Source organism: Flexivirga alba (assembly GCF_042661025.1).
Taxonomy (GTDB): domain Bacteria; phylum Actinomycetota; class Actinomycetes; order Actinomycetales; family Dermatophilaceae; genus Flexivirga; species Flexivirga alba.
In genome coordinates this window covers 1,059,306-1,084,959 of the sequence record NZ_JBHSWH010000001.1, presented here as the reverse complement: position 1 = coordinate 1,084,959, position 25,654 = coordinate 1,059,306, and the positions used below count along the sequence as shown (strand labels likewise).

Annotated in this window: 21 protein-coding genes and 4 pseudogenes; 10 read left to right on the top strand and 15 right to left on the bottom strand. The window is 66.2% G+C overall.

Translation table 11 applies throughout. The features are described 5' to 3' along the window. Nucleotides 1-69: 69 nt before the first annotated feature. The 7 genes and pseudogenes from ACFQDH_RS05300 to recF all read right to left on the bottom strand — a co-directional run bounded on the left by ACFQDH_RS05300 (nt 70) and on the right by recF (nt 8,509). Nucleotides 70-381 (bottom strand): DUF3566 domain-containing protein, encoded by a 312-nt coding sequence (locus ACFQDH_RS05300; RefSeq protein WP_382399167.1) that lies wholly within the window; start codon nt 379-381, stop codon nt 70-72. Nucleotides 382-410: 29 nt separating this feature from the next. Further along, nucleotides 411-680 (bottom strand): hypothetical protein, encoded by a 270-nt coding sequence (locus ACFQDH_RS05295; RefSeq protein WP_382399165.1) that lies wholly within the window; start codon nt 678-680, stop codon nt 411-413. Continuing rightward, nucleotides 677-3,301: a DNA gyrase subunit A gene (gene gyrA / locus ACFQDH_RS05290; protein WP_382399163.1), complete on the bottom strand. Its 2,625-nt coding sequence runs from the start codon at nt 3,299-3,301 to the stop codon at nt 677-679. Before gyrA ends, ACFQDH_RS05295 begins: the two co-directional genes overlap by 4 nt. A gap of 145 nt (nt 3,302-3,446) precedes the next feature. Further along, nucleotides 3,447-5,557: pseudogene (gene gyrB, locus ACFQDH_RS05285) on the bottom strand (DNA topoisomerase (ATP-hydrolyzing) subunit B). A 310-nt stretch (nt 5,558-5,867) separates the two neighbouring features. Further along, nucleotides 5,868-6,452 carry a hypothetical protein gene (locus tag ACFQDH_RS05280; protein WP_382399161.1) on the bottom strand — a complete coding sequence of 195 codons (585 nt, stop codon included), beginning with the start codon at nt 6,450-6,452 and terminating at the stop codon, nt 5,868-5,870. 280 nt (nt 6,453-6,732) lie between these two features. Then, a complete protein-coding gene (locus ACFQDH_RS05275) occupies nt 6,733-7,260 on the bottom strand; it encodes a DciA family protein (protein ID WP_382399159.1) in 528 nt (175 codons plus the stop codon). A 100-nt stretch (nt 7,261-7,360) separates the two neighbouring features. Then, nucleotides 7,361-8,509 carry a DNA replication/repair protein RecF gene (gene recF, locus ACFQDH_RS05270; protein WP_382399157.1) on the bottom strand — a complete coding sequence of 383 codons (1,149 nt, stop codon included), beginning with the start codon at nt 8,507-8,509 and terminating at the stop codon, nt 7,361-7,363. Between the two features lie 76 nt (nt 8,510-8,585). On the opposite strand from recF, the gene ACFQDH_RS05265 reads away from it, so the two are divergent. Both ACFQDH_RS05265 and ACFQDH_RS05260 read left to right on the top strand, forming a co-directional pair. After that, nucleotides 8,586-8,996 carry a hypothetical protein gene (locus ACFQDH_RS05265; protein WP_382399155.1) on the top strand — a complete coding sequence of 137 codons (411 nt, stop codon included), beginning with the start codon at nt 8,586-8,588 and terminating at the stop codon, nt 8,994-8,996. Beyond that, the gene (locus ACFQDH_RS05260) at nt 8,933-9,691 is read left to right on the top strand and encodes an alpha/beta hydrolase (protein ID WP_382399153.1); all 759 of its coding nucleotides are present in this window, start codon (nt 8,933-8,935) and stop codon (nt 9,689-9,691) included. Before ACFQDH_RS05265 ends, ACFQDH_RS05260 begins: the two co-directional genes overlap by 64 nt. Before the next feature lie 29 nt (nt 9,692-9,720). Here ACFQDH_RS05260 and gnd read toward each other — a convergent pair. The 3 genes and pseudogenes from gnd to dnaA all read right to left on the bottom strand — a co-directional run. After that, nucleotides 9,721-10,644, bottom strand: a pseudogene (gene gnd / locus ACFQDH_RS05255) (phosphogluconate dehydrogenase (NAD(+)-dependent, decarboxylating)); the annotation flags it as partial. 61 nt (nt 10,645-10,705) lie between these two features. Beyond that, nucleotides 10,706-11,835: pseudogene (gene dnaN, locus ACFQDH_RS05250) on the bottom strand (DNA polymerase III subunit beta). A 630-nt stretch (nt 11,836-12,465) separates the two neighbouring features. Beyond that, the gene (dnaA, locus tag ACFQDH_RS05245) at nt 12,466-13,899 is read right to left on the bottom strand and encodes a chromosomal replication initiator protein DnaA (RefSeq protein WP_382399151.1); all 1,434 of its coding nucleotides are present in this window, start codon (nt 13,897-13,899) and stop codon (nt 12,466-12,468) included. 477 nt (nt 13,900-14,376) lie between these two features. On the opposite strand from dnaA, the gene rpmH reads away from it, so the two are divergent. From rpmH to ACFQDH_RS05205, 8 genes and pseudogenes are all read left to right on the top strand, one after another. Continuing rightward, a complete protein-coding gene (gene rpmH / locus ACFQDH_RS05240; RefSeq protein WP_325549961.1) occupies nt 14,377-14,514 on the top strand; it encodes a 50S ribosomal protein L34 in 138 nt (45 codons plus the stop codon). 32 nt (nt 14,515-14,546) lie between these two features. Beyond that, nucleotides 14,547-14,894 carry a ribonuclease P protein component gene (gene rnpA / locus ACFQDH_RS05235; RefSeq protein ID WP_382399149.1) on the top strand — a complete coding sequence of 116 codons (348 nt, stop codon included), beginning with the start codon at nt 14,547-14,549 and terminating at the stop codon, nt 14,892-14,894. Nucleotides 14,895-14,933: 39 nt separating this feature from the next. Next, nucleotides 14,934-15,175: pseudogene (gene yidD / locus ACFQDH_RS05230) on the top strand (membrane protein insertion efficiency factor YidD). Next, nucleotides 15,172-16,239, top strand: coding sequence for a membrane protein insertase YidC (gene yidC / locus ACFQDH_RS05225; RefSeq protein WP_382404811.1), 1,068 nt, complete (start codon nt 15,172-15,174; stop codon nt 16,237-16,239). Before yidD ends, yidC begins: the two are co-directional and overlap by 4 nt. Nucleotides 16,240-16,334: 95 nt before the next feature. Next, nucleotides 16,335-16,871: a Jag family protein gene (locus ACFQDH_RS05220; protein ID WP_382399147.1), complete on the top strand. Its 537-nt coding sequence runs from the start codon at nt 16,335-16,337 to the stop codon at nt 16,869-16,871. Between the two features lie 10 nt (nt 16,872-16,881). Beyond that, a complete protein-coding gene (rsmG, locus tag ACFQDH_RS05215) occupies nt 16,882-17,649 on the top strand; it encodes a 16S rRNA (guanine(527)-N(7))-methyltransferase RsmG (protein WP_382399145.1) in 768 nt (255 codons plus the stop codon). Between the two features lie 233 nt (nt 17,650-17,882). Further along, a complete protein-coding gene (locus tag ACFQDH_RS05210; RefSeq protein ID WP_382404809.1) occupies nt 17,883-18,893 on the top strand; it encodes a ParA family protein in 1,011 nt (336 codons plus the stop codon). After that, a complete protein-coding gene (locus ACFQDH_RS05205; protein WP_382399143.1) occupies nt 18,890-20,011 on the top strand; it encodes a ParB/RepB/Spo0J family partition protein in 1,122 nt (373 codons plus the stop codon). Before ACFQDH_RS05210 ends, ACFQDH_RS05205 begins: the two co-directional genes overlap by 4 nt. Before the next feature lie 793 nt (nt 20,012-20,804). On the opposite strand, the gene trxA is transcribed toward ACFQDH_RS05205, so the two are convergent. From trxA to ACFQDH_RS05180, 5 genes are all read right to left on the bottom strand, one after another. Next, on the bottom strand, nt 20,805-21,152 hold the full coding sequence (trxA, locus tag ACFQDH_RS05200; protein WP_382399141.1) for a thioredoxin: 348 nt from the start codon (nt 21,150-21,152) through the stop codon (nt 20,805-20,807). Nucleotides 21,153-21,193: 41 nt separating this feature from the next. Beyond that, complete coding sequence (gene trxB, locus ACFQDH_RS05195) at nt 21,194-22,171, bottom strand: thioredoxin-disulfide reductase (RefSeq protein ID WP_382399139.1); 978 nt, start codon at nt 22,169-22,171, stop codon at nt 21,194-21,196. A gap of 136 nt (nt 22,172-22,307) precedes the next feature. Further along, nucleotides 22,308-23,015, bottom strand: a complete 708-nt coding sequence (locus ACFQDH_RS05190) for a hypothetical protein (protein WP_382399137.1) — start codon at nt 23,013-23,015, stop codon at nt 22,308-22,310. A 141-nt stretch (nt 23,016-23,156) separates the two neighbouring features. Then, complete coding sequence (sigM, locus tag ACFQDH_RS05185) at nt 23,157-23,714, bottom strand: RNA polymerase sigma factor SigM (RefSeq protein ID WP_382399135.1); 558 nt, start codon at nt 23,712-23,714, stop codon at nt 23,157-23,159. After that, on the bottom strand, nt 23,711-25,576 hold the full coding sequence (locus tag ACFQDH_RS05180; protein ID WP_382399133.1) for a hypothetical protein: 1,866 nt from the start codon (nt 25,574-25,576) through the stop codon (nt 23,711-23,713). The genes sigM and ACFQDH_RS05180 overlap by 4 nt, the downstream gene beginning before the upstream one ends. Nucleotides 25,577-25,654 lie beyond the last annotated feature (78 nt).

Below are 25,654 nucleotides of genomic sequence, written 5' to 3'. Positions count from 1 at the left end.
GGCGCTGGTCTCGATACGCCGCTCGTTCCTCACGGCTACTCGGGACGTAGCCCGACCGGCATGGTGTTGCTATTCGTCGGACAGGGTCATCTGCACGCCGCCGACCAGCGAGGAGCAGATGTTGTAGAGGAACGCGCCGAGGGTCGCCAAAGCGGTCATCAACAGCACGTCGACGACGGCGATCACGACCGACAACGAGACCACCCGGCCGAAGCCGACGTAATCCATGATGTCGAACGTCTTGCCGCTCGTCTCCAGGGTGCGCAGCAAAGAGTTGACGTTGTCCCAGACGCCCATGCCCTGCAGCACGATCCACAGCATCGCAATCATCACGACCATCGCGATGCCGATCGCCACGGACAGCAGGAAGGCGATCTTCATGACCGACCAGGGGTCGACCCGGGACAGTGTCAGGCGGACGCGTCGCGGGGTGCTGCGGCCACCAGGACGCCGACCGGGGCCGGCTCCGGCCCGCGGAGCGGGCGTCGTTGACCGGCCTTGACCGGTCGGCCATTCGCTCCGCCTGCCGAACCGTCCTTCGAAGCTGGCTTCGGCACCTGCCGTGGCGGCGTGGTGCGCTTCTTGCCACCGGCTGCGGCGCCCGGAAGACGCACGGCACCGCCGGCGTCTGTCGCGGTCGTCCCGGCACCCTTGTCGGCGTCGGATCCGTCAGTGCTCACTCATCGTCTCCCGGCTCGTCCGGAGTCTGCTCGTTCTCAGTCTGCTCGTCCGCCCCGACCGGCTGGTCGATGATCGTGGTCTCGGCGTCCGTGTCGTCGGTCGACGACTCGCCCGACGGTACGCCATCATCCTGGTCATCTTCGACTTCGCGCTCGGCGTTCCGCGCGACGGCCACGATCGAATCCTTCTTGTCCGGGGTCGCGAACTGCACGCCCTGGGTGGAGCGGCCGGTGCGGCGCACCTCGACGACGGGGGAGCGGACGATCTTGCCCTTCTCCATCACGACGAGGACCTCGTCGGTCTCGTCGACCGTCAGCGCGCCCACCAGGTCACCGCCGCGATCCGAGATCGACGCGACCTTCACACCCAGCGTCGCCCGGCCCTTGACCGGGTAGTCCGACGCCGCGGTGCGCTTGGCCAGGCCGTTCTCGAAGACCACGAAGACGTCCGGGTCGGTGCCGTCGGCAACGATGTTCATCGACAGCAACTCGTCGCCCTCGCGGAACTTCATGCCGGTCACACCGGAGGTCGAGCGACCCATCGGACGCAGCGTGTCGTCGGTGGCGTGGAAGCGCACCGACTGGCCCTTGCGTGAGACCAACAACACATCGTCCTCACGGCTGGCCAGCCCGGCGCCGACCAATTCGTCACCGTCGCGCAGGTTGACCGCGATCAGCCCGCCGGTGCGCGGCGAGTCGTAGTCGGTCAGCTTGGTCTTCTTGACCAGGCCGCGCTTGGTCGCCAGCAGCAGGTATGGCGCAGCGTCGTAGTCCTGCAAGGCCATCACCTGGGCGATCTGCTCGTCCGGTTGGAAGGCGAGCAGGTTTGCCACGTGCTGGCCCTTGGCTTCCCGGCTGCCCTCGGGCAGCTCGTAGGCCTTGGCCCGATAGACCCGTCCGGCGTTGGTGAAGAAGAGCAACCAGCGGTGCGTGGTGGTGGTGAAGAAGTGCGACACCACGTCGTCGCCGCGCAGGTTGGCACCCCGCACGCCCTTGCCACCGCGCCGTTGCGAGCGGTATTCGCTGGTCTTGGTCCGCTTGGCGTAGCCGCCGCGGGTGATGGTGACGACGACGTCTTCCTCGGGGATCAGGTCCTCCATCGACATGTCGCCGTCGAAGGGCACGATCTGGGTGCGTCGGTCGTCGCCATACCGCTCGACGATGTCGGCCAGCTCGTCGCCGACGATCTGCCGCTGACGCTCCGGCTTGGCCAGGATGTCCTGGTATTCCTCGATGTCGCGCTGCAACGAGTCATGCTCGTCGGTGATCTTCTGCCGCTCCAGGGCCGCGAGTCGACGCAGCTGGAGGTTCAGGATGGCCGTCGCCTGGATCTCGTCGACATCCAGCAGCTCCATCAGGCCACCGCGCGCCTCCTCCGCGGACGGGCTGCGGCGGATCAGCGCGATGACCTCGTCCAGCGCGTCCAGCGCCTTGAGGTAGCCACGCAGGATGTGGATCTGCTCCTCGGCGCGACGCAGCAGGTAGGTCGTACGGCGCTGGATGACCTCGACCTGGTGCTCCACCCAGTAGCGGATGAACGCCGAGATCGGCAGCGTGCGCGGCACGCCGTCGACCAGGGCCAGCATGTTGGCGCCGAAGCTCTGCTGCAGCTGGGTGTGCTTGTAGAGGTTGTTCAGGACGACCTTGGCGACCGCATCGCGCTTCAGGACGACGACCAACCGCTGGCCGGTACGACCGGAAGTCTCGTCACGCAGGTCGGCGATGCCGCCGACCCGGCCGTCACGAACCAGGTTCGCGATCTTCTCCGCCAACGCGTCCGGGTTGACCTGGTAGGGCAGCTCGGTGACCACCAGGCACTGGCGGCCCTGGATCTCCTCGACGTTGACGACCGCGCGCATCACGATCGACCCGCGACCGGTGCGGTAGGCGTCCTCGATGCCCTTCTTGCCCATGATCAGTGCGCCGGTCGGGAAGTCCGGGCCCGGGATGATCTCCAGCAGCTTCTCCAGCAGCTCCTCGCGGGAGGCCTCGGGGTGCTCCAGCAACCACTGGGCACCCTTGGCGACCTCGCGCAGGTTGTGCGGCGGGATCTGCGTCGCCATACCGACTGCGATGCCGGAGGCGCCGTTGACCAGCAGGTTGGGGAAGCGGGCCGGCAGCACCGTCGGCTGCATGGTCTTGCCGTCGTAGTTGGGCTCGAAGTCGACGGTCTCCTTCTCGATGTCGCGCACCAGCTCCATCGCCAGCGGCGCCATCCGGCACTCGGTGTATCGCGGAGCGGCCGCACCGTCGTTGCCCGGGGAACCGAAGTTGCCCTGCCCGTCGACCAGTGGGTAGCGCATCGACCACGGCTGCACCAGGCGGACCATCGCGTCGTAGATCGCGCTGTCACCGTGCGGGTGGTACTGACCCATGACGTCACCGACGACCCGGCTGCACTTGTTGTAGCCGCGGTCCGGGCGGTAGCCGCCGTCGAACATCGCGTAGACGATGCGCCGGTGCACCGGCTTCATGCCGTCGCGCACGTCCGGCAGCGCGCGGCTGACGATGACCGCCATCGCGTAGTCGATGTAGCTGCGCTGCATCTCGGTGTTGAGGTCGATCGGGTCGACGTTCGACCGGGTGCCGTCGCCACCAGGAGGTGTCGTATCGTCAGTCATGAGTTTCCTTCATTCTCAATGCAATTCAAGCATGTATGGCGGAGCATGCGGGTCGAGTGCCGGAGGAGCGCAGCGGGGGAGGTGTATCGAGACCAGGTGAGCGGTCTCGGGTCTCGATACGCTCCTTCGTCGCTACTCGACCCGCTTAAATGTCAAGGAAGCGAACGTCCTTGGCGTTGCGCTGGATGAACCCGCGCCGGCTCTCGACGTCCTCGCCCATCAGCACTGCGAAGATCTCGTCGGCAGCGGCCGCGTCGTCCAGAGTCACCTGCAGCAACGTGCGGTGGTCAGGATCCATGGTGGTCTCCCACAGCTCCTGGTAGTTCATCTCGCCCAGGCCCTTGTAGCGCTGGTAGGGGTTCTCCTTCGGCAACCGACCCCCGGCCGCCTGACCGATCTTGAGCAGGCCGTCACGCTCCTTGTCGGAGAACGCGAACTCGTGCTCCCTGTTGCTCCATTTGATCCGGTAGAGCGGCGGCTGCGCGAGGTAGACGTAGCCGGCCTCGATCAGCGGCCGCATGAAGCGGAAGAGCAGCGTCAGCAGCAGGGTTCGGATGTGCATGCCGTCGACGTCGGCATCGGCCATCAGCACGATCTTGTGATAGCGAGCCTTCTCGATGGTGAAGTCTTCACCGAAGCCGGTGCCGAACGCCGAGATGAGCGACTGCACCTCGTTGTTGGCCAGCACCTTGTCGATGCGGGCCTTCTCGACATTCAGAATCTTGCCGCGGATCGGCAGGATCGCCTGGTTGAACGGGTCGCGTCCCTGCACCGCGGAGCCGCCCGCCGAGTCGCCCTCGACGATGAACACCTCGGAGACCGTCGGGTCGTTGGTCTGGCAGTCCTTGAGCTTGCCGGGCATCGCCGCGGAGTCCAGCAGGCCCTTGCGGCGGGTGGCCTCGCGGGCCTTGCGCGCCGCCATCCGGGCAGCAGCGGACTGGATCGACTTGCGGACGATCGCCTGGCCCTCGCGCGGGTGCTGCGCCAGCCAGTGCTCAAACTCATCACGCACCGCGCTCTGCACGAAACCCTTGACCTCGGAGTTGCCGAGCTTGGTCTTGGTCTGGCCCTCGAACTGCGGTTCGCCGAGCTTGACCGAAACCACCGCGGTCAAACCCTCGCGGATGTCGTCACCGGTGAGGTTTTCGTCCTTCTCCTTGAGCAACTTCTGGTTGCGGGCGAAGGTGTTGACCAAGGAGGTCATTGCCGCACGGAAGCCCTCTTCGTGAGTGCCGCCCTCGTGGGTGTTGATCGTGTTGGCGTAGGTGTGCACCGACTCGCTGTATGCCGTGGTCCACTGCATGGCGATCTCGACCGACAGCAGACGGTCGGGGTCCTCATGCTCGAAGGCGATGATTTCGTCGTGTACCGGCTCGCTGTGCTTGGACGCGTTGATGTGTTTGACGTAATCGATGAGTCCGTCGTCGTAGCGGTACGTGACGGTGCGCGGCTTGCCCGACGCGTCCTCGACCTCGTCCTTCGCAGTCGCACCGGCGAGTGCTTCTTCCTCGGCGCCCTCGTCGACCTGCTGCGCCCGCTCGTCGGTCAGGGTGATCGCCAGGCCCTTGTTGAGGAAGGCGTACTGCTGGAAGCGGGACCGGATGGTCTCGAAGTCGTAGTCGACGCTCTCGAAGATCTCCGGGTCGGCCCAGAAGGTGATCGTGGTGCCGTGGTCGGCCGGGTCGGTTTCGCCGATGACCTCCAGCGGCCCGAGCGGGTCGCCGTGGTCGAACTCCATGTAGTAGATCTTGCCGTTGCGGCGAACGTCCGCGGTCAGCTTGGTCGACAGCGCGTTGACCACCGAGGAGCCGACACCGTGCAGGCCGCCGGACACCTTGTAGCCGCCACCGCCGAACTTGCCCCCGCGTGCAGTTGGGTCAGCACCAGCTCGACGGTCGAGACGCCATACGCCTCATTGATCGCAACGGGTATGCCGCGAGCGTGGTCGCGCACCCGCACAGCGCCGTCCGGCAGGATGGTGACCTCGATGTGGTCGCCATACCCGGCCATCGCCTCGTCCACGGCGTTGTCGACGATCTCGGTGACCAGGTGATGCAGGCCCCGGGCACCTGTCGAGCCGATGTACATGCCGGGGCGCTTGCGGACCGCTTCGAGGCCTTCGAGCACCTGGATGTCGTCGGCACCGTATGTCGATGCACCGCCATCGTCCGCTGCCGGCGAAGCCGCCGGGTTTTCCTCGTCAGGTGATTGCTGCGCAGCGGTGTCGGACACAGTGCTCCTTCGATGGGACGCCAATGGAAGCTGAGCCGGGCACACCTGCGGCTCGCCGAGAGGCGAGCCGCGGAAGCCGATCAGGTGCTCAGAATCTGTGTCCTAGCATACCCTGTCCGGGTCGCGAAACCACTGTTGCCGTGCCGTAAACGGCAATATGCGGCTCGAACGGTGCACTTCACGACTCCCTACACCTGCCTGGGGCCGTCAGCGCGTCCACGACGCGTCTATGAAGTTGATTCTGGACAGGCACAGGAAGCTTGAGATGCGTTGGTGTTGCAGGGAGCTTGCGACTCGCAACACCAACGCAGAACAAGCCTCTATGCAGCATTCGTCACTTGCGCAGGATGTAGACGACCGCTCCGGTCTCGGTGGTGCAGGTGACATATGAGGCCGCCTGGCAGTTGACCTTGTAGTTGTCGTGGGTCGTCGGCGACTTGGCCTGGAAGGAGGCGTTGCCGTCCTGGCCCTTCTTCGCGTTGTAGAGCGTCGCGACGACGCCGGCGAAGGCGCAGGACGTCTTAGGCCCGGTGCCGTAGGAGTCCGAGCCTGAGCACGAGCCGGCAGAGCCCGGCAGCGTCGAGGCGGCGGTGCTGCTCGAAGAGCCCGAGCTGCTGGACGACGAGGTGGGGCTCTGTGAAGAGGACGAACTCGGCGACTGTGAGGAGTCCTGCGTGCTCGTCCGGGTCACGGTCTGGGTGGGTGTGAAGGCACCATTGGCCATCTTGCCGCTGGAGTTGTTCAGGATGATCGCGATCACGACAGCGACGATCGCGAGCGACGCGACGATCACCGCGACCGGCGCCCACATGGCCCCGCGACGCTGCGGCGGCTCCTCGTAGTAGGCCTCAGGCTGGTAGTAGCCGCTCTGGTCGGCGGGAGCGTACTCGTCATACTGCTGCGGCTGCGGCGGGCGCACGTATGGCGCATGGCCGGTCGCCTGGGTCCGGTCCCCATCAGCCTCGGCCGGATCGGCCCACGCCGTGGTGTCCGGATCCTGCGACGATGGCTTGGGCCCGTTGCGGTCGCTGAAGAAGTGGTCGAACTCGTCCCGCCCCCGCGCGGGTCGTCCTGACCTGGTTGGTCATGACTCACGTGTCGTAGTTCCTGCCAGTAGAGGTCGTTGGATCTTCACAAAACTCGCCCCACTGTACGTGGGGGAGCCGTGCTGCGGCCAAATGCGGATCGAGCGGAATCGGTCACCCGTAGGTATCCCGCGGTCCGCGGCCGTCGCGGACGGTGCGTGGTCCCTTCTTCCAGCTCGGTGCGTTGGGGCCGACAATCCGCAACGACTGCACCACGTCCGCGCCGACCGCTTTTTCGAAATTGCCGAGCAGGGTCGAGGACAACAGGCGTAGCTGAGTGGTCCAGGCTGTGGAGTCGGCACGAACCGTCAACTCCCCGTCGCTGAACGACACGGGCCGGGCGTGAGCCGCGACCGCTTCGCCGACGATCTCGTCCCACCGGCCCATCACCGAACCCGCCGCCACGTCCACCTGCCAGCCCCGGTCGGACAACAGCCGGTCGAGCTGATCGCCGATCATCGCCGGGTCGCGGCCGTTGTCGCGGCCGCGGCCCTTGCCCAGGTCGCCGGCCTTGGGCGGACGACGTCGCGCAGGTGCACCAGGACGAAAACCCTTCTCCCGAGCGGAAACTCGCGCTCGACGCAGCGCGTCACGCACTGCGTCCAGGGTTGTGTCGTCGGCAGGCTCCTCGTCGTCACTCATGGGAACTCGTGAGAGGCGTGAGACGGCATACCGATGACCGAGAGGAGTACCAAATCCGGGCAATTTGCTACTCCTGTCGGTCGTTTGGTGCTCCTCTCGGTCAACATGTCGACGCCTGCACGCTGCCGAGGGTGACGGTGAACTGGTTGCCGGTCAGCAGGTCCGGAACATCGTCATCGACCGCTGCGGTGATCAGGACCTGCTCACAGTCGGCGACCATCAGCGCCAGCCGCCGCCGGCGACCGGCATCCAACTCGGCGAAGACATCGTCGAGGACCAGCACCGGGTCGGTGCCCAGGTCGTGGCGCAGCAGCTGGAACGCGGCGATCCGCAGGCCGAGCGCGAACGACCAGGACTCGCCGTGACTCGCGTAGCCCTTGGCCGGCAGGGTGCCCAGTCGCAGCACCATTTCATCCCGGTGCGGCCCGACCAAGGTTTGCGCCCGCTCGACCTCTGCACGGTGCTGCTGCTCGAAGGTCTTGGCGAACCCGGCCTCCAGCTCGGCAACCTCCGGGACCTCTCCGGCGGCGAGCTGGTCGGCGAGTTCGTCATACAGCGAACTCTTGTAGGTGATCCTGGCGTCCGACTGGCCGGCGCTGACCTCGTCATACGCCAGTTGCAGGTAGGGCTGCAGGTCGCGCAGGAGGCGCAGTCGCGCGTAGACCAGGTTTGCACCGACCGACGCCAGGTGACTGTCCCAGACCGGGAGGGTGGCGAGCGCGGCGGCGCGGTCGGGCGCGGTGCGCGCGGTCTTCAGCAGGGCGTTGCGTTGCTTGAGGATCTTGTCGTAATCGCTGCGAGCGCCCGCCCACCTCGGTTGGCGGGCCACCAGCAGGTCGTCGAGGAAGCGGCGGCGCTCACTGGGGTCGCCCTTGACCAGCGCCAGGTCCTCGGGCGCGAAGAGCACGGTCCGCAGTGTGCCGAGGACGTCCCGCGGGCGAGTGACCGGCGATTTGCCGAGCCGGGCGCGGTTGGCCTTGCCGGGGTTGATCTCCAGCTCGATCTGCTTCTCGCGCCCGTCGTGGACGACTGCCCCGCGCACGATGGCCTGCTCCGCTCCGGCCCGGACGAGCGGCGCGTCCTGGGCCACGCGGTGCGAGGACAGCGACGCCAGATAACCGATCGCCTCAACGACGTTGGTCTTGCCCTGACCGTTGAGACCGATGAAAGTGGTTACGCCGTCGGTGAATTCGAGGTCCGCGGACTCATAGGACCGGAAGTCCTTCAGAGTCAGGTGCCGCACGAACATCCCTTGAGTTTAGGTCCGTGCCGGTACCCTGCAAACGTTCACGAACCGTACAGAATTGCCGCGTTAGCTTCCCGTCGTGAGTCTGACGGGGCAGGCGTTCTATTACACGATGATCGTTGCGACCCTCCTGGGGATTGCGGCGACGATGTTGCTGTGGGGCCGGGTGCGCGGTGTGATCGCGCTGCGCGGTCTGCAACGCATCGCGATGCTGCTGATCTGTCAGCTCTGCGCCATCGCGGTCACCATGACCTGGGTCAACGACCACTTCGGTCTCTACGCCTCGTGGTCCGACCTGTTGGGGACCGGTGGTTCGGGGCATCTGGTGATGTCGGGTCCGCCACCGCAGACGGCGGACTTCAGTCGAGCGGTCGGCGGCACTCAGAGCACCTACTTCCGCGGGCCGGCATCGCGGCTCGCGGGGAGGTGTACGTCTGGACGCCGCCGCAGTACGGCCAGGCGGCATACAAGCACGTTCACTTCCCGGTGATCGAGTTGCTGCACGGCGTCCCCGGAGAGGCCCGGGACTGGATCATCAAGGGCGGTATGCCGGGCACGCTGGCCACCATGATGGCCCACGGCACGCTCGAGCCGGCCATCGTGGTGATGCCGACGATCGACCCCGGCGGGGTCGACACGGATTGCTCCGACACCCCAGAGGCCAAGGGTGCCAAGTGGCTGGCCGACGACGTGCCTCGGTTGCTCGCTCGGCACTTCCGCGTGCTGCCGACACCGAAGGCCTGGGCGCTGGTCGGGCTGTCGACCGGCGGCTTCTGCGCGATCAAGCTCGCCATGCAATACCCGAAGGTCTTCGGGATCGGCGCAGGCATGGACTCAGACCCGTTCGTGGGGGATCCTGCGGTGCTCGCGGACCCGGCACTCCGCTGGGCCAACGCGCCGATCACGTTGGCCCAGCAGCGTCCGGCCGTGCAGCTTTTCGCCGCCACCAGTGCCCAGGACACCTGGAGCCCGCCGTCGCACATCACGGCGCTGCAGCGTGTCGTGCGTTACCCGACGGTGCTTGCGCCGCCATACATCCTGAGCCAGGGCGGCCACAACTGGGGGACGTGGGGACGGATGGAGCCGCGCTTGTTCTCCTGGCTGAACACCGTGCTCGCACCGCCGCAGAAGATGAGGACGTCCGGGACGCTGGGAAAGGTATTCCACGGCATCCTGGATCCCTGACCGCGCGGCTCCATACAGCGCGCAAGAACTCAGTGGTCGGTGACGACGCCCTTCTCACCCTTCTTGGTGACTGCGTGTCCGCCGAACTCGTTGCGCATGGCCGCGACCGCCTTCATCGCGGGAGATTCGGTGCCCTGGCGCGAGAAGAATCGCTGGAAGAGCGACGCTGAGATGACCGGCATCGGGACGCCGTACTCGACGCCCTCCTGCACGGTCCAGCGGCCTTCGCCGGAGTCGTTGACGAAGCCTTCGATGTCCTTGAGACCGGGGTCCTTGTCCAGTGCTGCCGAGATCAGCTCCTGCAACCAGGAGCGGACGACCGTGCCACGGGTCCAGGCCTTGAACGCGGCGGGGACGTCGTTGACGATCTCCTTGGCCTCCAGCAGCTCATAGCCCTCGGCATACGCCTGCATCATGCCGTACTCGATGCCGTTGTGAACCATCTTCACGTAGTGGCCGGCTCCGACCTCACCGGTGTGGCAGAAACTCTCGTCGCGCGGTCCCTCGGGACGCAGCGCGTCGAAGATCGGCATCATCCGCTCGATGTTGGCGTCCGAGCCACCGGCCATCAGTGCGTAGCCGTTCTCCTTACCCCACACACCACCGGAGACACCGCATTCAGCGAATTCGATGCCATTCTCGGCGAGCTCCTTCTCGTGCTTGGCGTCATCGGTGAACTTGCTGTTGCCGCCGTCGACGATCAGGTCGCCCTTGTCGAGCAGGCCCTTCAGCTCATCGATGACCGACTGCGTCACCTTGCCGGCGGGCACCATTACCCAGACGTTGCGGGGGGCATCGAGCTTGCTGACCAGTTCCTTCAGGTCCTTGACGTCCGAGACCTCGGGGTTGGTGTCGTAACCGACCACCTCGTGGCCGGCGGCCTTGATGCGGTCGCGCATGTTGCCGCCCATTTTGCCCAAGCCGATCAAACCGAGTTGCATGCCGCGCCTTTCATTCGTGTATGTCGTACTTCGCTACGAAACTACTCCGGAAGCTTGAGATCAAACTTCCCGGTCAACTTGCGAAACGGACCGGCATCAGGACGTAGCGATAGGACTCGTCCGCGTCGCCGTCGGCCTCGGCCTGGCCGGACAGCACGGCCGGGCTCTTGGGCTGGGTGAACGACATACGGGCGAACTGCGTGCCGAGGGCGCCGAGCCCGTCGAGTAGGAACTGCGGGTTGAACGCGATCTCGATCTCGGGGCCGGTGAGGGTCGCCTCGACCGCTTCGGAAGCCTGGGCGTCGTCACCCTGGCCCGCCTCGATCGCGACCTGACCCTCTGAGAACCGCAGTCGCACAGGGGTATTGCGCTCCGCGACGAGGGAGACACGCTTGACGGCTTCGGTGAGCGCGGCGGTCTCGATGACCGAGACCGAGTCGACGCTGGTGGGGAAGATCGAGGAGACCTTCGGGTATTCGCCGTCGAGCAGCCGGGTGGTCGCCCGACGCTGGCCGGCCTCAAAACCGACCAGGCCGTCGCCGCCGGCGGCGGAGCCCAGCGCCAACTGGACGGACCCGGAAGCGCCGAGGGCCTTGGCGGTGTCCAGCAGGGTGCGCGCCGGGATGAGTGCGGTCTGCTCGACATTCGCGTCGGTGGGGTTCCAGGACAGCTCACGCAGCGCCAGCCGGTAGCGGTCGGTGGCCAGCAGGCTCACCTTGTCGCCCTCGATCTGCAGCCGGACGCCGGTCAGGATCGGCAGAGTGTCACTGCGGTCCGCGGCGATGGCGACCTGCGAGACGGCCTGCGTGAACAGATCGCCCGCGATCGCGCCGGTCGGCTCGGGGAGGTGGGCAGCGTCGGGTAGTCGGCGGTCGGCATCTGCTGCAGCGAGAAGCGGCTGGACCCGCAGGTCAGCTCCACCTTGTGCTCGTCGGCGCTGATCGAGACCGGCTTGTTCGGCAGGGACCGGGAGATCTCGGCCAGCAGTCGGCCCAGCACCAGCACCTGGCCGGGCTCGTCGACCTGCGCGTCGACGGTGACCTTGGCGGACACCTCGTAGTCGAACGCGCTGAGAGTCAGCCCGTCGGTGCTGGCATCGAGCAGCACACCGGCGAGTACCGGCACCGGCGGCCGATTGGACAGGCCTCGCACGGCCCATGTCACAGCTTCGGCCAGGACATCGCGATCGACGATGAGCTTCACGTACAAACCATCCTTGTTCTGGGAGTCCTGCGCTGCGGCGGGACGCTCGGCAGGATGACCCTAGTCTCCCGGTCCATTACGACGCCACCGTGAGGCTCCTTCTGCGCTTGTTCAGAACCAACTTCCGTGGTTACGAGGTTGGTTCAGCACGGAATCCCCAGTCGGCAATGGCGAAAACGCCATCTCTCTCCGGTTAGTAGTCGTAGTAGCACCTGTGGATTCTGTGGAGAAGTGTCTCTCGGGGCGTCATACAGCGATCTTGGGGTGTGGACGACCTGGGTGTTGGGCTGTGGACAACTTCAGTGATCCGTGGACGACGGAATTCATCCACAGGTTGTCCGCAGTCCGAGCTTCCGATTCGCCGCAGTTGTGCACAGGTTGCAGGGGTCTACCCACCGGCGGGTGTGGATGGCCGGGCTCACCTCACACGTCACACGCGACCATCTACCCACATGTTTATCCACAGGGTGTGGACGGATGCGTCCGGTCTCGGGTCGATGCCTCGCGGCGCCGGGCCGGACAACGGCGGGGTGAGCGGCACAGGTGGGCCGTCGCCGCGTGGCGGCATACGAAGACCGATTTCCACAGAAGCTGTGGAAATCGGTGTGGACGCGCGCCGGAGATCGGCCGTCAGGCGGTCGCCCGGCGGATCTGGGTGGTGAGTTCGCTGATCTGCTCGTAGAGATGGGCACGCTCACCCATCAGCTGGCGGATCTTGCGATCGGCGTGCATGACCGTCGTGTGGTCGCGGCCGCCGAACTGCTGGCCGATCTTCGGCAGGGACAGGTCGGTCAGCTCACGGCACAGGTACATCGCGATCTGGCGCGCGTTGACCAGGGTGCGTGATCGCGAGGAGCCACACAGCTCCTCGACGGACAGACCGAAGTACTTGGCGGTCTGTCGCATGATCGCGGTCGCGCTGATCTGCCCGGAACCGGTGCTGGGCATGAGGTCCTTGAGGACTCGTCCGGCGAGCTCCTCGGTGACGTGCTGGTTGGAGACCGAGGCGTATGCCGTCACCCGGATCAGTGCGCCTTCGAGCTCACGGATGTTGCTGGGCACCTTGCTGGCGATCAGGCTGAGCACCTGATCGGGCATCTGCATCGAGTCGGCGACGGCCTTCTTGCGCAGAATGGCGATGCGCGTCTCCAGGTCCGGCGGCTTGACGTCGGTGGTCAGGCCCCATTCGAAGCGTGACCGCATCCGGTCCTCTAGCCCCGACAGCATTTTCGGCGGCTGGTCGGAGGTCAGCACGATCTGCTTCTCGCTGTTGTGCAAGGCGTTGAAGGTGTGGAAGAACTCCTCCTGCGTGCCGTCCTTGCCCTGCAGGAACTGCACGTCGTCGATCAGCAGCACGTCGACGTTGTCCCGGTAGCGCTTCTGGAAACTGGACGCCTTGTCGTCGCGGATCGAGTTGATGAAGTCGTTGGTGAACTCCTCGGAGTTCACGTAGCGGACCCGCATGTGCGGGTAGTAGTTGCGCACGTAGTTGCCGATGGCGTGCAACAGGTGGGTCTTGCCCAAGCCACTTTCGCCATACACGAACAGGGGGTTGTAGGACCTGGCCGGCGTCTCGGCAACTGCCTGTGCCGCCGCGCAGGCGAACCGGTTGCTGGCACCGATGACGAAGGTGTCGAAGGTGTATTTCGGGTTGAGGCGCGCGTCCTGCATCGGCTCGGTCGTGACGGGTTGCCGGTTGCGTGCGGCTGCGCTGGTGAAGAGGTCCTCTTCGACGTCCGACTTCGCTTCGGGCTCGACCGGACGCGATGTGGGCTCGACGGCTTCGTCCTCGGTGGGCTGCAGGCTCTCGTCAACAGTGACGGCCAGCCGGATGTCGGCGTGCAACTGCTCGCCGAGTGCCTTGCAGATCGGCTCACTGAGGGTCGTCTCGACGAAGACCTTGGTCTGCGGGAACGGAACCGCGAGCAGTGCGGTGTCGCCGACCAGCCCGGCGAGCCGGGCAAGACGCAGATAAGCGCGGTCACGCGCGGGTATGCCCGAGTCCTCGATGCCCAGCATCGCACCGTGCCAAACGTGAGCGAGGTCGATATCCGGATCGCTCACAACGCTGTGTCCTCCCTGACAGTTGGCGCATCGATAATCGGCGAGAAATGGTCGCCGACGGACATGCTACGCCGTTAATCCACATAGTTATCCACAGGCTGTGGGCGAGTGATGACGACATGACCGCGTGACACGGCACCGACCTGGAAGACGCCGACGCTAACAACTTGGACTGGCGCCCGGCAAGCCACGTGGCGAAGAATTTTCTGCGTCCCACGGCGTGGCGGCTGGCACACCCCGAATCAACGCCCTTTGATGAGGGGTTCGGTCTCGTGATCCGCGAGGTTCCGCTCGGTTTGACCCTGTCCACCAGCGGCCCGTATCGTAGCTGTGAGCTTCTCTTCACGCACGCCTGCCTGGACCAGCACGGTTCCTTCCGGCAGCGGCTCGGCTCGCCTCGGTGGCCGAAGCGAAGATCCCCATGACCAACGCACGATCGGGCCCACCGTGGGCCCGCACATTTCGACGGAGACGACAGTGAGCAAGCGCACCTTCCAGCCCAACACCCGCCGCCGCGCCAAGGTGCACGGCTTCCGCCTGCGGATGCGCACTCGTGCGGGCCGCTCCATCCTGTCGGCGCGCCGCGCCAAGGGCCGTAGCAAGATCTCGGCCTGAGGGACTGCCGGCCGACCGCCAGCTAGGCGATAGTGCTGCCGACGAAACACCGACTGCGCGACAGTGCGGATTTTTCCGCAGTGTTGCGCAGTCGTCGTTCCGGACGAGCGGCGGGCCCCCGGCTCGTCGTGACAGCGTCGAGCTCACCAGCAGACGCCAGTCGCGTCGGGCTCGTGGTGTCCAAGGCCGTCGGCAATGCTGTCGTTCGCAACCGCACCAAGCGTGTGTTGCGGCACCGTATGGCGGCCCTGCTGCCGACGATGCCCGAGCACACCGACGTCGTCATCCGGGCCACCCCCGCCGCCGGCGCCGCTGGGGCGGGCGACCTGCGGGATGACCTGGATCGGCTGCTGACGGCCGCGATCGATCGGCGGCGGTGACGACATGTCACTGACCCGGATCCTCGCCCGGCCGCTGGTCTGGCTGGTGCGCTGCTATCAGATCCTGATCTCCCCCTGCTCCCGCCGAGTTGCCGGTTCACGCCCTGCTGCTCGGCATACGCGATCACGGCGCTGACCCGCTTCGGGTTGTTCAAGGAAGCTGGCTGACGATTCGTCGGCTGGCCCGCTGCCACCCGTGGAACCCTGGCGGCGTTGACCACGTTCCGCCTCTTGTTACCGCAGACGACTCCGGCACTCCGGTGCCGGCGCCGCTCAACTGAAGGACTGCGCCATCTACAACTTCTTCGACACGATCCTGTACCCACTCGAATGGTTCGTTGCCTTCGTCATGGTGGGGTTCCACAAGATCCTGACCGCCATCGGTATGCCGGCTGCCAACGGCTGGACCTGGGCGTTGTCCGTCGTGGGCCTGGTGCTCGTGCTGCGCATCATGTTGATCCCGCTGTTCGTCAAGCAGATCAAGTCGTCGCGGCGAATGCAGCTGATCCAGCCTGAGATCCAGAAGATCCAGAAGAAGTACAAGGGCAAGAAGGACGCCGAGTCTCGTCAGAAGATGACTGAGGAGACGATGGAGCTGTACAAGAAGGCGGGCACCAACCCCTTCTCGTCCTGTATGCCGATGCTGCTGCAGTCACCGTTCTTCTTCGCACTCTTCCGGGTGCTCGACCGCCTGAAAGACATCGGCTCCGGTCATCACGACCCGATCGGCTGGATGACGCAGCCGCTGGCGAAGCAGGCGGAGCAGTCGAAGCTCTTCGGTGCCCAGCTCTCCTCGGCGTTCCTGCACCCGGGCGACTCGCCCGTGGCGGCGGTGCGCACGCTCTGCGTGGCGCTGATCATCATCATGTCGGTGACGGTGTTCACCACTCAGCACCAGTTGATGCGCAAGAACATGCCGGCCTCGGCGCTCGACAACCCGATGGCCAAGCAGCAGAAGTACATCATGTACATCATGCCGGTGTTCTTCGCGATTTCCGGTGTGAACTTCCCCATCGGTGTGCTGCTCTACTGGGTGACCACCAACCTGTGGACGATGGGCCAGCAGTTCTACACGATCCGCCGGATGCCCGCTCCTGGCTCGGAGGCCGAGAAGGCGCTGGAGCAGCGCCGTGCGGCCAAGGGCAAGCCGATCACCAAACTGAGCATTCCAGGTCTGCACAAGAGTGACGACGAGGAGTCCGAAGACGCTTCGGTCGAGCTTGCCAAGTCCAAGACACCGCCCGGTTCGCCCGGCCTGGTCACCGCTGACGGCGGTACCGCCGGTAAGTCCGGCGGTCAACGGGTGCAGCCGAAGCGGAGCAACAACAAGAAGCGCAAACGCTAGCCCGACCAACCTCGTTGCAGCGGCTCCAGGCCGCTTAAGCGGACCGTCCTCGGCCGCCGACCGATCTTTGTGTTTACCAGCACTGGGAGTGAAGAATGACTGACGTGACCACCCACGACGAACCGTCCGCTCACGAAGCGGAGACCGATCCGCACACAGCCGTAGACCTGGACCGTGAAGGTGAGGTCGCAGCCGATTTCCTCGAGACACTGTTGGACATTGCCGACCTGGACGGCGACATCGACGTCGACGTCGACGGTGACCGTGCGTCGGTGTCGATCGTGGACTCAGAAGAAGGCCGCGTGCCCCGTCGCCTGGTCGGCCAGAACGGCAGAGTGCTGGACGCCCTGCAGGAGTTGACCCGCCTGGCAGTGCAGGCCGAGACCGGTAACCGCAGCCGGCTGATGCTGGACGTCGCCGGATTCCGGGCGGACCGTCGTGCCGAGCTGGTCAAGGTCGCCGAGAGTGCCGTTGCGTCCGTGAAGGCGGATGGCGAACGAGTCGCGCTGGATCCGATGTCTGCCTTCGAACGGAAGGTCGTGCACGACGCGGTCCTCGCCGGCGGTCTGCGTTCGGAGTCCGAGGGCGCCGAGCCGCGGCGCTTCGTGGTGGTTCTGCCCGCCGACGACTGAGGCGTTCCACGTGAAACATGATCCTCCGCAGCCCAGCTCGGACGGCTTGGAGACTGCCGAAGTCCCCGCTGCCCCCGTCCAGGCGGAGACGATCTTCGGCGATCAGTTCCCGATCGCCCAGCGGTACGCCGAGCTGCTTGCCGGGTCGGGAGTCATCCGCGGGCTGATCGGCCCTCGCGAAGCGCCCCGCCTCTGGGAGCGACACATCCTGAACTGCGCAGTCATGACCGATTTGATAGCTGCTGACAGCACGGTCGTTGATGTTGGCAGCGGCGCGGGACTGCCTGGACTGGTGATCGCCATACGCCGGCCGGATCTGTCGGTGACGCTGGTGGAGCCGCTGTTACGCCGGGTCCGCTGGCTCGACGAGGTCATTGACGAGCTGGGGCTGACCAATGTGACCGTCGTGCGCGGGCGCGCTGAGACCGTCTGGGACGAAGTTGCACCTGCCGACGTAGTCACGTCCCGTGCAGTATCGGCACTGGAGAACCTTGCGGTGTGGTCTGTCCCCCTGGTACGACCGGGAGGCTGGTGGCTGCCCATGAAGGGTGCATCAGTCGCTGAAGAGATCGACCAGGGCCGAGAACTGCTCGCAGCTGTGGGCATCACCGAGATCGAGATCGTCGAGTGCGGCGCGGAGATCCTGGATGAGCCCACGACTGTGGCTCGCCTGAGGGTGGGCGTCCCGCGTCGACTCGGCAAGAGCGGCGCGAAGAAGGGTGCCAAGAAGCCCAGCCGGCGCCAATCCGCCAATGGGCACGGCCGTACGGGACAGTGATCATCAGGCCCGGTTACGACCCGACCGCCCGACCACAACGATGAATGGAAGAGGCGAACGTGAGCACAACGTCGCTACCCACGGGGTGGCAAGGATCTGCAGTCACGACCGCCACACCCGAGCCGGTAGGCTGGCGCAACGCCGCGCGACGCGAGCCAACAGTTCGGGTAGGTGCGCTGCATCCGGTGCCCGCGGGAGATCCGGTCCGTTTGCTGGGCGGCTCCGATGCCGGGATGCCCACTCCGGACTCAGTGGACGATGCCGCAGACGTGGGCGAGTCTCACACCGACGAGGCCGTCGTTTCCCGTGAAACATTGGCAACGCCGTCTGATGACGTCATGCCGCCGGTCGATGAGACTCCAGTTTCCTCACCGCTGGCTGAGCAACTCGTCGAACAGGCACGACGACGTGACCGACTGGCCGAGGGCAAGGTCCTTCCGCCTGCCCAGCCCCGGATCCTGACGGTTTCGAACCAGAAGGGCGGCGTGGGCAAGACCACCACGACCGTCAATGTCGCTGCGGCCCTGGCGACGTTCGGCCTCAAGGTCCTGGTCATCGACATCGACCCGCAGGGCAACGCGAGCACCGCGCTCGGCATACCGCACCACGAAGAAGTGCCAAGTGTGTATGACGTCGTGGTCGAGGACGGCGAGTTGGCCGGCGTGCTACAGGAATGTCCCGACATACCCGGCCTGTGGTGCGCGCCTGCAACGATCGACCTCGCGGGCGCCGAGCTCGAGCTGGTGTCCTTGGTTGCACGTGAATCACGCCTCAAGCGTGCGATCGATCACTACCAGGAGAATCCTGGCGACGCCGGGCGATTCGACTTCATCCTCATCGACTGCCCACCGAGCCTCGGTCTGCTGACGGTCAACGCGTTCGTGGCCGCGGAAGAGGTCTTCATCCCGATCCAGTGCGAGTACTACGCGTTGGAGGGGCTCAGCCAGCTGCTGAAGAACATCGAGCTGATCCGGGCACACCTGAACCCGCGGCTGCACGTCTCGACGATCTTGCTGACGATGTATGACGCGCGGACCCGGCTGTCCGCCCAGGTGGCCGACGAGGTGCGCACCCACTTCACCGATCAGGTACTGAAGGCCTCGATCCCGCGCTCCGTCCGGATCTCGGAGGCGCCCAGTCACGGCCAAACAGTGCTCACGTATGACCCGTCGAGCAGTGGCGCCCTCTCCTATTCCGAGGCTGCCAAGGAGCTGGCGGCCCAAGGCACTAAGATCGACCAGTGAGCGAAAAACGACGCGGCCTCGGGCGCGGCCTGGGTGCCCTGATCCCCACGGCGCCGGCGCAGACGACCGGAAATCCGCGACCTTCGGACGTCTTCTTCCCCGGAAGCTCGGTGGCCGCAGCCACTCGGGACGCGGTCGAGAACGAACGTTTCACGGGAAACGATGACGCCGACGCGAGTGCCGACGGTGCCGCCTCGGACGGCACAGGGCCGCAGAACGGCGCGGACAACAACGCACCGGCAACTGACAACAGCACAGCTGCGGCGGATGACACCACCGAAGAGCTGCAAGAAGTTCCGGGTGCGACGTTCGCCGAGTTACCGGTCGACCAGATTCGCCCGAACCCCCGCCAGCCGCGCACGGTGTTCGACGAGGATGAGCTGGCCGAGCTGGTGCATAGCATTCGGGAGATCGGTGTCCTGCAGCCGATCGTGGTGCGCCGCCTGCCCGCGGCTGACATCGCCGAGGCGGGCGTCACCTATGAACTCATCATGGGTGAGCGGCGGCTGCGCGCCAGTCGTGGCGCCGGGAAGGCGACCATCCCGGCAATCATCCGCACCACCGACGACGACGACATGCTGCGTGATGCGCTGCTGGAGAACCTGCACCGCGCACAACTGAACCCGTTGGAGGAAGCAGCGGCCTACGGTCAGCTGCTCGACGACTTCTCCTGCACCCACGAGGAACTCGCCGGACGGATCGGTCGGTCCCGTCCGCAGATCAGCAACACCTTGCGTCTGCTGAAGCTCCCCGCGCTGGTACAACGCCGCGTCGCCGCCGGCGTCCTCTCCGCCGGCCACGCCCGCGCACTGCTCGGCCTGCCGGACGCCGCTGCGATGGAACGCCTGGCACAGCGGATCGTCGCCGAGGGCCTGTCGGTCCGCAGCACCGAGGAGATCGTCTCGCTGGGTGGCGACAAGGAGAAGGCCGTGCGCCGCTCCCCTCGCGCCGGCCAACACCACCCGCAGCTCGACTCGCTCGCCTCCAGCCTCTCCGACCAGCTCGACACCCGCGTCAAGATCTCACTCGGCAAGAGCCGCGGCAAGCTGACCGTCGAGTTCGCGAGCGTCGATGACTTGAACCGCATCATGGATCAGCTGGGCGTCCAACGCTCCTGACGCAATGCGGGTCGAGTAGGGCGAGGAACGAGCCCGTATCGAGACCGAGTGTGGCGAAAACCGTTCCGGTTCAACACGTTTCACGTGAATCGCCGTGGTTGCCTTGGTTGGGCGACGGCTACGCCGCCGCCCCGGTCTCGCTTCGTTCGCTCCGACTGTCTTGTCTGCTCGGCTCCTCACATGTCACCTGGTGCGTCCGGCTCGCAAGCTCGCACGGCCGACCCCAGCCGACATGATCGTCGCCCTCGCGTGCTCCGCTCTCTGCATAGGCCCGGGCCGACGACGCACCCGTCGCCTCCCGATCGCCGTCTGACCATGACTTTCGTTGGCTGCGTCCGTTGCCGGCTGGCCGTGTGGGCGCTAGGTCTCCACGTGGCCCCCTGCAGCCGATGCTGGCAGGAGAGTTGGCCGGGTGGGTAGGCGACGTTCTCTGTGCTCGCCAGGCGTGCTGGGTCACCACCTTTGGGTGGCCACGTTGGCACTCAGATGCGGACACGACGACTCTGATCCAGCGGTCGTCGGGAGTGGTCAGAGCGCAACCGACGTAAGCCGACCGCACGACAAGGTAAGGGCGTGAAATCTGTTGCTGGCCAACATGATTGGGTGACCGACGAGGGTGCTGGGTTCGTCGTGGGGCGGGGCCTATGCAGAGAGCGGAGCGCTAGCGGAGCGAACGGAGTGAGACCCGTCCCACGGCGGAGCCAGCACCCCAAAACCTGGCCAGGCAGAAAAGAAGAGGCGGCCTTCCTAATACAGGGAAGGCCGCCTCTTTCGACGAACTCGAGGTGAGGACTCAGCCGATGAAGGGCTCGAGCTCCTTGACGAGCTTCGGCTTCGGCATGACGCCGACGATGCTCTTGACGACTTCGCCGTTCTGGTAGACGTTCAGGGTTGGGATGCCGGTGATGCCGTACTTGGCGGACGTCTTCGGGTTGTCGTCGGTGTTGAGCTTGACGACGGTCAGCTTGTCGGCGTTGGCTTCGGCGATCTCCTCGATGATCGGGGCGATCATCTTGCACGGTCCGCACCAGGGCGCCCAGAAGTCGACGAGCACCGGCTTGTCGCTCTTGAGAACGTCGGCCTCGAAGGTGGCGTCAGAGGTTTCCTTGGTGTTCGCACCCATGTCGGATGTTCCTTTCATTGTGTGGATGTATGCCGAAAGGCGTTGGTAGGGAAGAGGATTCAGGCATTGACGGTCTGCGCTGCGGTGGCGGCCGGAGCGCCCGCCTCGTCTTGTGCGGCCAGGAAGCGCTCCGCGTCGAGGGCTGCCGCGCAACCGGTGCCGGCAGCGGTGATGGCCTGCCGGTACGTGTGATCGACCAGGTCACCGCAGGCGAACACACCGGGCAGGTTGGTCGCCGTGGTGCCCTCACCGACGAGCACGTAACCCTCGTCGTCAGTGTTCACCTGACCTACGACAAGCTCGTTGCGCGGCAGGTGACCGATGGCGACGAACACGGCAGCCGTGTCGACCTGGCGGGTCTCACCCGACTGGGTGTCGGCCAGGGTCACCGAGCTGACCTTGGGGTCGCCTTGGATGCCGGTGATCTGGCTGTTCCAGGCGAAGTCGATCTTGTCGTTGGCGAGCGCCCGATCGGCCATGATCTTGGAGGCGCGCAACTGGTCGCGGCGGTGCACGAGGGTGACCTTCTTGGCGAATCGGGTGAGGAAGGTCGCCTCCTCGAGGGCGGAGTCGCCGCCGCCGACGACCATGATGTCCTGGTCGCGGAAGAAGGCGCCGTCACAGGTGGCGCACCACGAGACGCCGTGCCCGGACAGGCGCTTCTCGTCCTCCAGGCCCAGCTCGCGGTATGCCGAACCCATCGCGAGTATGACGGCGTGCGCTTCGTGGACGTTGCCCTCGCCGTCGGTGACGCGCTTCACCGGACCGGTGAGGTCCACCGCCGTGACGTCGTCACGGACCAGGTCAGCGCCGAACCGATCGGCCTGCTCGCGCATCTGCATCATCAGCTCGGGTCCCATGATGCCGTCGGCGAAGCCGGGGTAGTTCTCGACCTCGGTGGTGTTCATCAGCGCGCCGCCGGCGGTCACCGATCCCTCGAAGACCAGGGGGTGCAGGTTGGCGCGGGCGGCATACACGGCGGCCGTGTAACCGGCTGGGCCGGAGCCGATGATGATCAGGTTGCGAGGCTCGCTCACGGGTGGTCCTTCGAAGTCGACTGAGGGCCCGGCTCACGGCGGGCTCGTAGAGCACAACAGATGGTATGCGGCGAATGTTCCGCATCCGCCCCGAGGTGTGGGCGGTCAGACAACAGGGCGCAGACCAGGCGTCGACTCAGACCGACCGAGGAGCGGCGTAGGGCTTGGTGCCCTTGCTGCAGGTCGACGAGACGGCGAAAGCGGTCTGCTCGCTGCCCTTGGTCACGACGATGATCAGCGCCGGCTTGCCGTCGTAGCTGGCCAGGTCGACCTTGATGCGTGAGGGGTTGTCCAGCAGAGAGCCACCGATCGAACGCACGCACTCGACGATGGCACGCGGGTTCGTGAGCGACCCGAATTTGGCCACGACGCCCGCGGCCGGGATCTGGGTGTTGTTGCTGGACGCCATACTCGCTGCTTGCGTGTTGAACGCGGCTCCCGAGTAGTTGGTGCCGGTGCTGTCGAGCTGGACCCGGGTGGCGAGTTCGTCCGAGCTGGCCGAGTGCCGCGCCGTGCTCGAAGGTATGGCGGAAACCGGTGCGTCGTTGTTCTGTAGGGCATTGACGCCGACGACGGCGACCGTCGCCACCACTGCGGCGGCTGCCACACCGCCGAGCGCCTGCATCCAACGGCGCGTGCCGGGCTTGCGCGCGGTGGTCCCGGTGCGGGCCAGGGGTGTCACGTTGCTGCGGTCATCGCCCGCACGGCCTGCGTGTTCGGCGGCCAGTGCGGCGGTGATCCGGTCGGTCACGTCCTGCGGCATCGGCCCGGGTTCGGGCAGCGAACGCAGCAGATCACGCATCCCGGTCGGGTCGTTCTCGAAGTCATCGGGAGGTGTCGTCACGGCTTCCTCCAATCGGTTCAGTAGCTGAGACGACGAATGCCAGGTTGTGGTTCCGTCCTGCGGGCAGGGAGTTCGGTGGAGGGGAGACCAACATCAGTCGAGGTTCCGACGAGTGCCGGGACCCATTGGTTCCATCCACCATCAGGGCCCGCCCGGGTAGCCGTCCCCGTGCTTGTCACGCAGCAACTCGGCCAGTGCCGAACGTCCACGTGCGCACCGGGACTTGATCGTGCCTTCCGCCACCCCGAGTACGTCGGCAGCCTCGGCCACCGGCAGACCCTGCATGTCGACCAGGGTCAGCGCCAGGCGCTGTCCCTCCGGGATCTTGCCCAGGGCTTCCTGCACGTCCAGTCGTATGACGGTGCTGCCGTGCACGTCGTGCCGGTCGGCCAGGTCGTATTCGGGTAGTTCCGACGTCGGCTTGATCCGCCGCAGCCGGTCGAGGCAGGCGTTGACGATGATCCGGTGCAGCCAGGTGGTGACCTGCGCGTCGCCGCGGAACGAGTCAGCGCGCCGGAATGCCGAGATGAAGCCGTCCTGGACCGCATCGGCGGCGATCTCAGGGTCGCGGGTGGTGCGCAGCGCGACTGCCCACATGCGGTCCTTGTGCCGTCGAAAGAGTTCCCCGAACGCATCGGGGTCACCGGCGCAGTGCGCGGCGAGCAGCTCGCGATCGTTGGTTTCGGTCAGGTCCGTCACGGATACACCTTGACGTCGTTGATCCGTTCCTGGAACTGGCTGTCCGACTGCAGGCTGAGCTTGGTGACCCAGATGGTGATGTATTGCGCCTTGGCCCCGCCCAGCTGCGCGGTCTGCGTGCCTGAGCCGGTCAGTGTCGCGGTCGGCTGACGGGTGCTGACCGGTTGGATGGTGTCGCTGACGAAGAACTTGATCGTCGACGGCCCACCGGTGGTGGTGATCTTGACGTTCTTCACAGACTTCACGCTACCGAGGTTGAGCAGGATGCCGGTGCCGCTGCCCGCGCTACGGCCATCGGCGGTGCGGTAGTTGTAGCTGTTCCAGTAGGAACTCGGGTCGTTGTCGGTCGCCTTGGCGGCGAGTCCTGAGTTGTCCCCACCGTTGACGCCGTATGACGTGGTCCGCTGGATCGCCAACGGCGTCGCGGCCGGCTTCTGGCTCGTCGACTTCCTGGCAGAGCTCGAGCTCGACGCCTTCGCTGATTGGCTGGCCACGGAGGAGGCTGCCGTGCCAGGGCTGGACGACCCGCCGATGCCGTGCAGTCCGATGGCCGCGAAGATCACCGCGACGACCACCAGCAGCACGACCAGCAACAGCGCCAGCCGGCTGCTCTGGTGATCGGGTTCGTAGCCGTGCCCGACGAGTCCGGGGACCGGCGGCTCGAGCTCGGTGTACGACGGGTCGTAATCGTCGTCCTCGGGTGGCACGGCGGTCCGTTCGCGCGCCTGCATCAGAACGTCAGGGGATATCTGCGCCGTCTCGTCGGAGTTGTCGACCTCTGCCGCGGTGCCGGCGGCCGAGGCCACCCCTACCTTGGGCAGCGCGGCCTTGACCCGAGCGGTGCCCGCCGTTGTCCGGCCTGCCCCGTCGGTCTCGTCGGTGGCGGCCGAGTTATCCCGTCTCGCAGCCGGCCTCGTCGGTGCTGTGCTGCTCCGGTCCCCGCCCGGGACGGCCTGCAGGGTCGCCGCTGACTTGCCGCCCGAGCCGGTCATGCGACGTGTCGATGTCGTGACCCGCTCGGACGACCAGGGCGCGAGCTGCCGGGCGAGTTCACCGGGCGTGCGTGGACCCTCGTCGGCGCCGAGCGTGGTCCGGCACAACGTGTCGAGGTCACCGGGCACACCGGAAACCAGGTCGCTCGGCGCGGGCAGCTCACCGTCCGCGCGACGCGAGACGTTCTGTAGGCCGGGGACCGACTCCTCACCGGGCCAGCGGCGGGTCAGCCCGGCATACACGATCTGCACGAGGGCGACGGTGTCCGCGCGGGAGGCTTCCTCCGAGGACAGGTCGTCGGCGCCGGCGAGTGCTGCGTCGGTGGGCAGGCCGAGCACCGAGACGGCGCCGTCCGGGGAGGACACGATGTCGTGCGGGGTGAGCTGCAGGTGGTGCAGCCCGCGTGCGCTCGCGGCGCCCAGGCCGCTGGCGGCCTCGCCGACCATCCGCCGCACCTCTTCGGCGGGCAACGGGTCGAACTGCAGTGCGGCGGCTATGGATTCGGCCCCGTGAAGTGCCTCGGTGATGACGTATGCCGTGCCGTTCTCGCGGCCGACGTCGAGCACGCGCGGCAGGTGGCGGTCCTCGACACCCGCGGCCCGGCGAGCGCTGTCGAGCGCCGCTTCGGCATGGTCGAAGTCGGCCGGAAAGACGGTCGCGGTCACCTCGCGCCCGAGCGTCGAGTCAGTGGCGATCCACAACTCCTGGTCCGCCCGTCCCGCCAGCTTGCGGGTCAGCGTGTAGCGCTGTGCCAGCACGGTGTTCTCGCCGATGGCTCGCACGTGGACCTTGGCTCCCTGTTCGCGGTACGGACACCGCCCGAGCGCGGCGCCGATGACGACCCGTGCCCACCGTGGGCAAGCACACATCGGGCACATCCTAAGAGGCATCCGGCACAGTGCTGCGGGGGACACGCTCCGGGAAGGTCGATCCGCTGCCCTACCGAC